Here is a 13232-nt window from a genome sequence, read left to right on the forward strand (position 1 = left end):
GGCCGAACGGCCGGCGACGGGGCCCTCCCACCCTCCCAGGGCCGGAGGGGCGGGCCGTAGCGGAGCTGCCTACCATGGATGTGAAGGGTAGATAAGGTACGTTCCGGCGGCTTCGAGGTGCCCCCACGGGCCGCTCGGTTGGGCCCAGGAGGCGTGATGACCGTACCCCCCGACGCAGCGGCACCGCAGCACAAGCAGAACGACCCCGAGGACGTCCTCACGCACCTCGGCAGCACGTGGCTCTGGGCTCTCGGCTTCGCCCTCGCGACCCTGATCCCCGGCATTCTGGTGCTCGTCTGGCCCGACGAGACGCTGCACGTCCTGGCCGTCATCATCGGCCTGCAGCTCCTGGTGGCGGGTGCCTTCCGCTTCGTCACCGCCTTTTCGCACAGCAGGGACGGCGGCAGCAGGCTGGCGGGTGTCCTGATCGCCATGCTCGCGTTCCTGGCAGGCGTCCTGGTGCTGCGTCATCCGATGCAGACGATCGGCGCGCTGTCCTTGATCATCGGGGTGTTCTGGTTGCTGTCCGGAGTGCTCGCGGCGTTCACCGCGATCGCCGATCACACCCTCGTGCACCGAGGCCTGCAGTTCGGCCTGGGCGCTCTCGGCGCCGTCGCCGGAATCGTCGTGCTCTGCTTCCCCGTGGACTCCGCCGTGGCCCTGACGCGGCTCCTGGGACTCTGGCTCGTCCTGCTGGGAGTCTTCGAGCTGGTGATGGCCTTCGCCCTGCGCTCCGCCACCCGTCGGATCACACCGGCCCGTCCGGGGTGAACGCCGGGCGGCCACCGACTCGTACTCCCCGAAACCTGGGCTCGGCATCTGTCGGGCCCAGGTTTCTCGCCGAGGTACGCGCCGGCTATTCGCCCACGCGCTGTTCCGGGACGCGGAAGGCGAGGATCGCCATGTCGTCCGAGGCGGGTTCGGCGGCGAAGCGTTCCACCGCGCGCAGGACGCGGGAGGCGACCGCGCCCGCGGTGAGCCCCGTGCAGGTGGTGAGGACCTCGGTGAGGCCGTCGTCGCCCAGCATGCGGGTGCCCTCACGGCGTTCGGTCACGCCGTCGGTGACGCAGAGCAGCACGTCGCCGGGGTCGAGGGTGAGGGTCTGCTCGTAGAGGTCCAGGTCTTCGATCACACCCAGCAGCGGTTGCGGATCCGCGGCCGCGTCGACCTGGCCGTTCGGGCGCAGGCGCAGCGGCAGCGGATGGCCCGCGCAGACGACCTTCATCAGGGCGCCGCCGTCGGGCTGGGGGTGGAGCTCGCCGTACAGGAGGGTGAGGAAGCGGCTGCGGGCGCCCTCGTCGAGGATGGCCGCGTTGAGGCGTTCGAGGACCGCAGGGCCGCCGAGGCCCTCACGGGCCAGCAGGCGCAGGGCGTGCCGGGCGAGGCCGGTGACGGCCGCGGCCTCCGGGCCCGTGCCGCAGACATCGCCGATGGCGAAGCCGTACGCGCCGTCGCGGATCGGGAAGACGTCGTAGAAGTCGCCGCCGACCTCGTTGCCCTCGCCGGCCGCGCGGTAGATGACCTCGACCTCCATGCCGGGGATCGCGGGGGAGCCGGGCGGCAGCAGGCTGCGCTGGAGGGAGCGGCTGATCGCGGTGCGCTCGGAGTACAGGCGGGCGTTGTCGAGGGCCAGGGCGGCCCGGCGGGAGAGGTCCTCGGCGAGCTCGAGGATCTCCTGGCGGAAGTGCTCCTCGCGCGGCTTGCCGAGGGTGAGCATGCCGATCACGCGGTTGCGGGCGAGGAGGGGCAGGACCACCGTCTCGCCGCCGACCGCGGTGGTGGCCTCGGCCCACGGGCGGGCGCCGGCCTCGCGGACCGGCTCGGGCGGGCTGACCCGGGAGAGCAGGTCCTTGAGGCCGTCGATGCGCTCCTCGTCCTCGTGGAGTACGTAGGAGAGGTACGGGTCGGAGGACTGGTCGGCGATCGTGTAGACGGCGCACCAGGTGGCGAGGGTCGGGACGGTCATCTGCGCCATGAGGGCCAGGGTCTGGTCCCGGTCGAGGGTGCCGGCCAGCAGGTCGGAGGCCTCGACGAGGAAGGAGAGGGAACCGCGGCGCAGTCGCTCCAGTTCACCGAGGCGGGCGGACTCGACGGCGAGGGCGATGCGGTCGGCGGCGAACTGCAGGTGCAGGGCCTCTTCGTTGGAGTAGCGGCCGGGGGTCTCGGCGGCGACGCCGAGGGAGCCGGTGAGGCGGCCTTCCACCTTGAGGGGGACGGTGACGGCGGAGCGCATGCCGGTGGCCTCCAGGAGCGGAACGGCTCCGGGGGAGGCGATGAGGTCGTCGTGGACGGCGGGCATGCGGGCGGACCCGTAGCGGTTGGTGCCGGCCTCGACGGGGACGCGGGCGAAGCGCTGGCGGGTGGAGGGCAGGCCGGTGGTGGCGCGGACCTCCAGCTCGGTCTCGTCGTCGGTGGCGAGCAGCAGGAAGGCGGCGTCGGCGTCGAGGAGGTCGCGGGCGCGTTCCACGGTGCGTTGGAGGAGGCCGTCGAGGTCGTCGGGGGCCGGGGAACCGATGAAGACCTCGAAGGGGTCCGTGGGGCGGGGATCGGTGAAATGGCCGCTGTCGCTGGTGGGGACCCGTACCGGGGTCTGGAGCACGGCGCGCTCGTCGTCGTGGACGAGGAGGCAGACGATGGACGGTTCGCCGTGGGCGTCGCGGACCCGCAGGTGCGAGGCGAAGACGGGGATGACGCGGCCGTCGGCGCCGCGGACGCCGTAGCTGCCCTCCCAGCGGGACAGGCGCAGGGCCTCGGCGATGCCGGTGCCGGTTCCGGGGGTCTGGGGCCAGGCGGCGAGCTCGGCGAGCGGGCGGCCGAGGGCCTTCTCGGCGGGGTGCCCGAAGATGTGCTCGGCGTCATCGTTCCAGGCGGAGATCGCGTCGTCCGAGTCGATCTGGAGGACGGCGACGCGGACCCGGCTGTCGGCCAGGGGCAGCAGCTGGTCGGGGACGACGGGGCCCGCGGAGCGGGTACCGACCGGCCGGTCTGGCAGGTCGAGGCGGAACCACACGTGCTTGTGGGTGGCGGTGTACTCGACGCCCCAGCGGGTGGCGAGGGCGGCGCACAGCATCAGGCCGCGGCCGTTCTCGCGGTCGGGGTCGGCGTAGGGGCGTTCGCCGGGGTGCTGGAGCGGGAGCTCGCGCTCCGGATACCGGTCGGCGACCTCGACGCGTACGCCGCCGTCGGCGCGCAGGCACAGGACCTCGGCCCGGGTTCCGGCGTGGACCACGGCATTGGTGACGAGCTCGCTGGTGAGGACCACCGCGTCGTCGACGATGTCCGCGAAGCCCCAGCCGTGCAGGGTGTCGCGGACGAACCCGCGGGCGGCGGCGACCGAGCGCCCGAGGGGATCGAAGCTGGCAGCCGCCCGTGCCGTGATCACTGGTCTCCTTCGACGCGGTTGGACATCGGGTGCCAGGTTACTTACCTTCGCGGTCGGCATGGTGCCGTCGTCAGGGATTCCACCCGCAGGGTACGGCGGGTGTGCGATGGTGCCGAAGTGTTATGGCCGGGTTCGGCCAGGGTGAAACACTGGGCAGGCTTGCAGAGCCGGCTTGTGACGAGTCAGGCGTCCGGTGGAAATGTGGTCGACCCTTTCGGGAGGGACACGGTGGAGTCTGGCGCAGCGGTGCGGCGCACGGGAACGCGGCCGAAAGGCGGACGTTCACGGCGCAGTGGCACGACGGAGGTCGATACCGCCGCTCTGAACCGGCTGCTCACGGCCCTGGTGTCGATGCGGGACGGGAATTTCCGCAAGCGGCTGACGGTGTCCGGCGAGGGCGTGATGGCGGAGATCGCCGCCGTCTACAACGAGGTCGCCGACCGTAATCTCCACCTGACCGGGGAGCTGTCCCGGGTACGGCGGATGGTGGGCCGCGAGGGCAAGCTGAGCGAACGGCTGGAAACGGGTGCCTGCGAGGGCTCCTGGGCGGCCGCGATCGACGCCTCGAACCAGTTGGTGGACGATCTGGCGCGACCGGTGTCCGAGGTGGGTCGGGTGCTGTCGGCGGTGGCCGAGGGCGATCTGGACCAGCGGATGGATCTGCGGACGCAGGCGGCCGAGGGGGCCGGGCATCCGCTGCGCGGCGAGTTCCTGAAGGTCGGGCGTACGGTCAACAACCTGGTCGACCAACTGTCGGCGTTCACCGACGAGGTGACGCGGGTGGCGCTGGAGGTGGGTACCGAGGGCAAGCTCGGTGGTCAGGCCCAGGTGCGCGGGATGTCGGGATCCTGGAAGGATCTGACCGACTCCGTCAACACGATGGCGTACCGGCTCACCGCTCAGGTACGTGACATCGCTCTCGTCACGACGGCGGTGGCCAAGGGCGATCTGTCGCGCAAGGTCACGGTGCACGTGGCCGGCGAGATGCTCCAGCTGAAGAACACCGTGAACACGATGGTGGACCAGCTGTCGTCCTTCTCCTCCGAGGTGACCCGCGTCGCCCGCGAGGTGGGTACGGAGGGCGAGCTGGGCGGCCAGGCGAAGGTGCCCGGGGTCGCGGGCGTGTGGAAGGACCTGACCGACTCGGTCAACACCATGGCCGGGAACCTGACGGCCCAGGTGCGCGGGATCGCGCAGGTGACCACGGCGGTCGCGAACGGCGACCTGTCGCAGAAGGTACGGGTCAGCGCGCGCGGCGAGGTGGCGCAGCTGGCCGAAACGATCAATCAGATGACCGAGACGCTACGGACCTTCGCGGACGAGGTCACGCGTGTGGCCAGCGAGGTCGGGGCGAAGGGTCTGCTCGGCGGTCAGGCGCAGGTGCCGGGTGCCGCGGGGACGTGGAAGGACCTCACCGACTCGGTGAACACGGTCTTCCGCAACCTCACCACCCAGGTGCGGGACATCGCGCAGGTGACGACGGCGGTGGCCAACGGCGACCTGTCGCAAAAGGTCACGGTCGACGTGGCCGGCGAGATGCTGGAGCTGAAGAACACCGTCAACACGATGGTGGACCAGCTGTCCTCCTTCGGTGCTGAAGTGACGCGTGTGGCCCGTGAGGTCGGCGTCGAGGGTGAACTGGGCGGTCAGGCGCAGGTACCGGGGGCGGCCGGGACGTGGAAGGACCTCACCGACTCGGTGAACACCGCCTTCCGTAACCTCACCGGTCAGGTGCGCAACATCGCGCAGGTGACGACGGCGGTGGCCAACGGCGACCTGTCGCAGAAGGTCACGGTGGACGTCTCCGGCGAGATGCTCCAGTTGAAGAACACCGTGAACACGATGGTGGACCAGCTGTCCTCCTTCGCCGACCAGGTCACGCGGATGGCGCGGGACGTGGGTACGGAGGGCCGGCTCGGTGGCCAGGCCCGGGTCGAGGGGGTGTCCGGCACCTGGAAGGAGCTCACCGACTCCGTCAACTTCATGGCCGGGAACCTGACGTCGCAGGTGCGCCAGATCGCCCAGGTGACGACGGCGGTGGCCCGGGGCGACCTGTCCCAGAAGATCGACGTGGACGCCCGGGGCGAGATCCTGGAGCTGAAGAACACCATCAACACGATGGTCGACCAGCTCTCGGCCTTCGCCGAGCAGGTGACCCGGGTGGCCCGGGACGTGGGTACCGAGGGGCGCCTCGGCGGTCAGGCGCAGGTGCCCGGGGTGGCCGGCGTATGGCGTGACCTGACGGACTCCGTGAACGGCATGGCCGGGAACCTGACCTCGCAGGTGCGCAACATCGCGCAGGTCGCGACGGCCGTGGCCCGCGGTGACCTCTCGCAGAAGATCGACGTGGACGCCCGGGGCGAGATCCTGGAGCTGAAGAACACCCTCAACACGATGGTCGACCAGCTCTCGAACTTCGCGGAGCAGGTGACCCGGGTGGCGCGCGAGGTGGGTACCGAGGGCATCCTCGGCGGCCAGGCGGAGGTGAAGGGGGTCTCCGGTACCTGGAAGGACCTCACCCAGTCCGTCAACTTCATGGCGAACAACCTCACGTCCCAGGTGCGCAACATCGCCGAGGTGACCACGGCCGTGGCCATGGGCGACCTCTCCAAGAAGATCACCGTCGACGCCAAGGGCGAGATCCTCGAACTGGTCACCACCGTCAACACGATGGTGGACCAGCTGTCGTCGTTCGCCGAGCAGGTGACGCGGGTGGCCCGTGAGGTGGGCTCCGAGGGCATCCTCGGCGGCCAGGCCCGGGTGCGCGGGGTGACGGGCATCTGGAAGGACCTGACCGACAACGTCAACCTGATGGCCAACAACCTGACCTCGCAGGTGCGCAACATCTCCCAGGTCTCGGCGGCGGTCGCCAACGGCGATCTGACGAAGAAGGTGACGGTCGAGGCGCGCGGCGAGGTCGCGCAGCTCGCCGACACCGTCAACACGATGGTGAAGACCCTGTCGTCCTTCGCCGACGAGGTGACCCGGGTGGCCCGCGAGGTGGGCACGGAGGGCCGTCTGGGCGGTCAGGCGCACGTGCCGGGCGTCTCGGGGACCTGGAAGGACCTCACCGACTCGGTGAACTTCATGGCCTCCAACCTGACCGGTCAGGTGCGCCAGATCGCCATGGTCACGACCGCCATCGCCAAGGGCGACATGACCAAGAAGATCGACATCGACGCCCGCGGCGAGATCCTGGAGCTCAAGACCACCATCAACACGATGGTCGACCAGCTGTCGTCCTTCGCCGACCAGGTGACCCGGGTGGCCCGCGAGGTGGGTACCGAGGGCATCCTGGGCGGCCAGGCGCGCGTCCGGGACGTCGACGGCACCTGGCGGGACCTGACCGAGTCCGTGAACGAGATGGCCGGGAACCTCACCCGGCAGGTGCGCGCGATCGCGGCCGTGGCCACCGCGGTGACCCGCGGCGACCTCAACCTGAAGATCGACGTGGACGCGGCGGGCGAGATCCAGGTCCTCCAGGACAACATCAACACGATGATCGCGAACCTGCGCGACACCACCTTGGCCAACAAGGAGCAGGACTGGCTCAAGGGCAACCTCGCCCGGATCTCCGCGCTGATGCAGGGCCGTCGGGAGCTCGACGACGTGGCCTCGCTGATCATGAGCGAGTTGACCCCGGTGGTCTCCGCGCAGCACGGTGCCTTCTTCCTGGCGCTGCCGGCCGGCGGTACCACCGAGATCGGGACGGAGGGGGGCGCGGACGGTTCGTACGAGCTGCGGATGCGCGGGAGTTACGCGTACGCGGGCGGTCAGATGCCCATCTCCTTCCGGCCGGGGGAGGGGCTGATCGGGGCGGTCGCCGAGGAGAAGCGGATGATCCTCGTCGAGAACACCCCGCCCGGCTACCTGAAGATCTCCTCGGGGCTGGGCGAGGCGCCGCCGGCGCACGTCATCGTGCTGCCGGTGCTCTTCGAGGGGAAGGTGCTCGGCGTCATCGAGCTGGCCTCCTTCACGCCCTTCACCCAGATCCAGAAGGACTTCCTCAGCCAGATCGCCGAGATGATCGGTACGAGCGTCAACACCATCAGCGTCAACTCCAAGACGGAGATGTTGCTGAAGCAGTCGCAGGAGATGACCGAGCAGTTGCGCGAGCGCTCCGACGAGTTGGAGAACCGGCAGAAGGCCCTGCAGGCCGCCAACGCGGAGCTGGAGGAGAAGGCCGAGCTGCTGGCCCAGCAGAACCGGGACATCGAGGTGAAGAACACCGAGATCGAGGAGGCCCGGCAGGTCCTGGAGGAGCGCGCCGAGCAGCTCGCGGTCTCGATGCGCTACAAGTCCGAGTTCCTGGCGAACATGTCGCACGAGCTGCGGACGCCGCTCAACTCGCTGCTGATCCTGGCCAAGCTGCTCGCCGACAACGCGGAGGGCAATCTCTCGCCGAAGCAGGTGGAGTTCGCCGAGACCATCCACGGCGCGGGTTCGGACCTGCTGCAGCTCATCAACGACATCCTCGACCTGTCGAAGGTCGAGGCCGGGAAGATGGACGTCTCGCCGACCCGGATCGCGCTGGTGCAGCTCGTGGACTACGTCGAGGCGACCTTCCGGCCGCTGACGGCGGAGAAGGGCCTGGACTTCTCGGTACGGGTCTCCCCGGAGCTGCCCGCCACGCTGCACACCGACGAGCAGCGGCTGCTGCAGGTGCTGCGCAACCTGCTGTCGAACGCGGTGAAGTTCACCGACACCGGGGCGGTGGAGCTGGTGATCCGGCCTGCCGGCGCCGATGTGCCCATCGCGATCCGGGAGCAGCTGCTGGAGGCCGGTTCGCTGCGGGAGGCGGACGCGGACCTGATCGCCTTCTCGGTCACGGACACCGGCATCGGGATCGCCGCGAGCAAGATGCTGGTGATCTTCGAGGCGTTCAAGCAGGCGGACGGGACGACGAGCCGCAAGTACGGCGGCACCGGGCTCGGGCTGTCCATCAGCCGGGAGATCGCCCGGCTGCTGGGCGGTGAGATCCACGCGGCCAGCGAGCCCGGCCGCGGGTCCACCTTCACGCTGTACCTGCCGCTGCACCCGAGCGAGCTGCCTCCGCAGGGGTACGCGCCGCCGACGCCCGGCGGTGCCCGCGGCGAGCTGTACCGCAGGTCCCTTGACGGGGGCCGGCCCTCGCTGCCGGGAACCCAGGCGGGGCCGGCGGCCATGCCGTCGGTGCAGGCGCAGCCGGTGCGTCCGGCGCTGTCGGCGGCCGAGCCCGCCGGGCAGGGGCAGGGCGGCGGAGCCGCGCTGTTCCGGCGGCGGCGCAAGGCGGCGAGCGATCTGGAGCCGCGTACGGCGGTGCCGGGTCAGCCGAACGTCGTGGGGGCCGAGGACGGCTGGGGCAGCGCGGAGGACGAGCTCCCGGTGGTGCCCCGGACGTACGACTTCCACGGCGAGAAGGTGCTCATCGTCGACGACGACGTACGCAACGTCTTCGCGCTCACCAGCGTGCTGGAGCAGCACGGACTGGCCGTGCTGTACGCGGAGAACGGGCGGGAGGGCATCGAAGTCCTGGAGCAGCACGACGATGTGACGGTCGTGCTGATGGACATCATGATGCCCGAGATGGACGGGTACGCGACGACCTCGGCGATCCGGCGGATGCCGCAGTTCGCGGGGCTGCCGATCATCGCGCTGACGGCGAAGGCGATGAAGGGGGACCGGGAGAAGGCGATCGACTCCGGTGCTTCCGACTACGTCACCAAGCCGGTCGATCCCGACTATCTGCTGTCGGTGATGGAGCAGTGGATGCGCGGCAAGTGATCGCCGGGAGGGCGGAAGGACAACGATCGCTGACTCACTGTGCCCGGTGCGGTGTGGGAGGGCGGTGAACGGGGAACCTTCTGCTCTCCCACCACGTTTCTGCTTCGTGCACAGTGACATCTTGGTGACAGGGTGTGGCGATCTCGGGACTGGGGCTACGATGACCGGCACAAGGACGGACGGCGCAAGGATGCCGTCCTCTGGGGCGGGGCCCGGCGCACGGGCCGGAGCCCGGAGCCGGGGAGGCCCCATGCCGGGGCGAGGAGGACAGGGCATGGTGCAGAAGGCCAAGATCCTCCTGGTCGATGACCGGCCGGAGAATCTGCTGGCGCTGGAGGCCATCCTCTCCGCGCTCGATCAGACACTGGTCCGGGCGTCGTCGGGAGAGGAAGCGCTCAAAGCGCTGCTTACGGACGATTTCGCGGTCATCCTGCTGGATGTCCAGATGCCGGGTATGGACGGATTCGAAACGGCCGCGCACATCAAGCGGCGGGAACGGACCCGGGACATCCCGATCATCTTCCTCACCGCGATCAATCACGGTCCGCACCACACGTTCCGCGGCTACGCGGCGGGTGCGGTCGACTACATCTCCAAGCCCTTCGACCCGTGGGTGCTGCGGGCCAAGGTCTCGGTCTTCGTGGAGCTGTACACGAAGAACTGCCAACTGCGGGAGCAGGCGGCCCTGCTGCGGCTCCAGCTGGAGGGCGGCAGCTCGAACGGCGTGGACGCGGGCAAGGAGACGGCCGGACTGCTGGCCGAGCTCTCCGCCCGGCTCGCGGCGGTCGAGGAGCAGGCCGAGGCGCTGACCAAGCAGCTCGGCGAGGATTCGGCCGACGCCGGCGTGGTGGCGACCGCGGCGCACCTGGAGCGCAAACTCACCGGACTGCGGCGGGCGCTCGACGCACTGGAGCCCGGGACCGCCGGAGGGGCTCCGGTCCTGCCCGCGCAGAACTGACCGTACGCGGGTCGGTACTGGCGGTGCGTCAAAGCGCCTACGGAGCCGACGACACGAACGGGTGAAGGGGTGGGCACGCGTGTCCACCGGCGTGCGCACCGGTAACCTCGGCCCCATGGCCTCACGTACGTCCGGTAAGGGTTCCCAGAGCACGGCGGGCACCGCGAAGGGCCGCACCGGCCGTACGGCGGCGCCGGCGAAGAAGGCCGCGCCCGCGCGGAGGCCCGCGGCGAAGAAGCCCGCGGCCGCCAAGCGCGCCCCGGCCAAGAAGGCCGCGGCCAAGCCCGCGCCTTCCCCGACCGGGGGCGTGGTGCGGTTGGTGCGCGCCGTCTGGCTCGGCTGCGCGCACGCGGTCGGCGCCGTCTTCCGCGGGATCGGCCAGGGGGCCAAGAACCTCGACCCCGCTCACCGCAAGGACGGCCTGGCACTGCTGCTGCTCGCCCTCGCGCTGATCGTCGCCGCCGGTACCTGGTCGAATCTGAGCGGTCCCGTCGGGGATCTGGTCACGATGCTGATCACCGGTCTCTTCGGCCGGCTGGATCTGCTCGTCCCGATCCTGCTGGGCGTCATGGCGGTCCGTTTCATCCGCCATCCCGAGCAGGCCGATGCCAACGGCCGCATCGGCATCGGGCTGTCGGCCCTCGTCATCGGCGTCCTGGGCCTGGTGCACATCGCCTGCGGGGCGCCCGGTCGGGACGAGGGCACCACCGCGATGCAGAACGCGGGCGGGCTCATCGGCTGGGGCGCCTCCAAGCCGCTGATCTTCACCATGGGCGCGCCGCTGGCCGTGCCCATGCTGGTGCTGCTCACGATCTTCGGACTGCTCGTGGTCACCGCGACCCCGGTCAACGCGATCCCGCAGCGGCTGCGCAGGCTCGGCATCCGGCTCGGGATCATCGCCCCGAACGAGTACGACGAGGGCTACGGCGAGGCCGAGGGGGTCGCCGGCGAGCGGCACGACCCGGAGCGGTGGCGGGCCCGTGGCGAGGCGGGCGAGGGCCCCGGCGACCTCGTGGACGAGGCCGAGGAGGAGGCGCCGGCCCGGCGCCGCAAGCCCCGGAGGAGCCCGGCCCGGCCCGCCATGGACCGGGGGATGAACGCCGTCGACGTGGCCGCGGCGCCCCCCGCCGCGCTGGACGGGGTGGTCTACGGCGGCATGCCGCCCTCCCCGCTCGTCGCCGACCTCACGCAGGGGATCACCGTCGAGCGCGACGGCGCGGAGCTCACCACTCCGGTGCCGGGCGCCCGCGCGGAGCGGCCCGTACCGGACGCCACCCCCGAGAGCGCGCCCGGGAGTGCCGCCGAGCCGGCCGCCGGGACGCCGCACGCCACCACGGCCGCGGCCTCCGGGACACTGGCGGTGCCCGACCTGACCAAGGCCCCGCCGCAGACCCAGGCGCTGCCGCCGCGCGCCGAGCAGCTCCAGCTGCGCGGGGACATCACGTACGCGCTGCCCTCGCTGGACCTGCTGGAGAAGGGCGGGCCCGGCAAGACCCGCAGCGCCGCCAACGACGCGGTGGTCGCCTCCCTGCGCAACGTGTTCACCGAGTTCAAGGTCGACGCGGACGTCACCGGCTTCACCCGGGGACCGACCGTCACCCGCTACGAGGTCACCCTGGGTGCCGCGGTCAAGGTCGAGCGGATCACCGCCCTGACCAAGAACATCGCCTACGCCGTGGCCTCGCCCGACGTCCGGATCATCAGCCCGATCCCGGGCAAGTCCGCGGTCGGCATCGAGATCCCGAACACCGACCGCGAGATGGTCAACCTGGGTGACGTCCTGCGCCTCGCGGACGCGGCCGAGGACGACCACCCGATGCTGGTCGCGCTCGGCAAGGACGTCGAGGGCGGCTACGTGATGGCCAACCTCGCCAAGATGCCGCACGTGCTGGTCGCCGGCGCCACCGGTTCCGGCAAGTCCTCCTGCATCAACTGCCTGATCACCTCCGTCATGGTCCGGGCCACCCCGGAGGACGTCCGGATGGTCCTCGTGGACCCCAAGCGCGTCGAGCTGACGGCGTACGAGGGCATCCCGCACCTGATCACGCCGATCATCACCAACCCCAAGCGGGCCGCCGAGGCGCTCCAGTGGGTCGTGCGCGAGATGGACCTGCGCTACGACGACCTCGCCGCCTTCGGCTACCGGCACATCGACGACTTCAACCAGGCCATCCGGGACGGCAAGATCAAACTGCCGCCGGGCAGCGAGCGGGAGCTCAGCCCGTACCCGTACCTGCTGGTGATTGTCGACGAGCTGGCCGACCTGATGATGGTGGCCCCGCGCGACGTCGAGGACTCCATCGTCCGCATCACCCAGCTGGCCCGCGCGGCCGGCATCCACCTGGTGCTCGCCACCCAGCGGCCCTCGGTGGACGTGGTCACCGGTCTGATCAAGGCGAACGTGCCCTCGCGCCTGGCCTTCGCCACCTCCTCGCTCGCCGACAGCCGGGTCATCCTCGACCAGCCGGGCGCCGAGAAGCTGATCGGCAAGGGCGACGGGCTGTTCCTGCCGATGGGCGCCAACAAGCCGGTCCGCCTCCAGGGAGCCTTCGTCACCGAGGACGAGATCGCCGGCATCGTCCAGCACTGCAAGGACCAGATGGCGCCCGTCTTCCGGGACGACGTCACCGTCGGGCAGAAGCAGAAGAAGGAGATCGACGAGGACATCGGCGACGACCTGGACCTGCTGTGCCAGGCGGCGGAGCTGGTGGTCTCCACGCAGTTCGGGTCCACCTCGATGCTCCAGCGCAAGCTGCGGGTGGGCTTCGCGAAGGCCGGTCGGCTCATGGACCTCATGGAGTCGCGGGGCATCGTCGGCCCGAGCGAGGGCTCGAAGGCGCGCGACGTCCTGCTGAAGGCCGATGACCTGGACGGAGTGCTCGCCGTCATCCGAGGCGAGGCCCATCCGTAATGAAATCGCGGGCAACCGTTTCCCTTGGGCCCGCGTCAAGTTGAAGAGAGGTGGCGGTAGGCGCGCGAGAACGCTCGCAGCGCCGGGCCGCCGCACCCGAGCATGACCTCCCTTCGCCATTCGGATGGCGTAGGGAGTGCACCCTCCGGTTGCTCCACCCTTTCGTCACCCCCCTAGACTGGACTTCCAGCAGGTGGCTACACGCTCGAAAGGCGCCC

The 13232-nt window shown here is 70.5% G+C and carries 5 protein-coding genes; 4 read left to right on the forward strand and 1 reads right to left on the reverse strand.

The annotated features are described in order from the left end of the window. Positions 1-156 precede the first annotated feature (156 nt). A complete protein-coding gene (locus tag AB8A24_RS16815) occupies positions 157-771 on the forward strand; it encodes a DUF308 domain-containing protein (RefSeq protein WP_328961414.1) in 615 nt (204 codons plus the stop codon). Positions 772-856: 85 nt separating this feature from the next. On the opposite strand, the gene AB8A24_RS16820 is transcribed toward AB8A24_RS16815, so the two are convergent. Then, on the reverse strand, positions 857-3442 hold the full coding sequence (locus AB8A24_RS16820) for a SpoIIE family protein phosphatase (RefSeq protein ID WP_328961413.1): 2586 nt from the start codon (positions 3440-3442) through the stop codon (positions 857-859). 168 nt (positions 3443-3610) lie between these two features. On the opposite strand from AB8A24_RS16820, the gene AB8A24_RS16825 reads away from it, so the two are divergent. The 3 genes from AB8A24_RS16825 (at position 3611) to AB8A24_RS16835 (ending at position 13014) form a co-directional block, all read left to right on the forward strand. Further along, the gene (locus AB8A24_RS16825; protein WP_328961412.1) at positions 3611-9145 is read left to right on the forward strand and encodes a HAMP domain-containing protein; all 5535 of its coding nucleotides are present in this window, start codon (positions 3611-3613) and stop codon (positions 9143-9145) included. Positions 9146-9419: 274 nt separating this feature from the next. Beyond that, on the forward strand, positions 9420-10103 hold the full coding sequence (locus AB8A24_RS16830; RefSeq protein WP_328961411.1) for a response regulator: 684 nt from the start codon (positions 9420-9422) through the stop codon (positions 10101-10103). Positions 10104-10218: 115 nt separating this feature from the next. Next, positions 10219-13014, forward strand: a complete 2796-nt coding sequence (locus AB8A24_RS16835; protein ID WP_369476387.1) for a DNA translocase FtsK — start codon at positions 10219-10221, stop codon at positions 13012-13014. Positions 13015-13232: the final 218 nt, after the last annotated feature.

The sequence above is a fragment of the Streptomyces sp. BF23-19 genome, from assembly GCF_041106355.1.
GTDB lineage: Bacteria > Actinomycetota > Actinomycetes > Streptomycetales > Streptomycetaceae > Streptomyces > Streptomyces virginiae_A.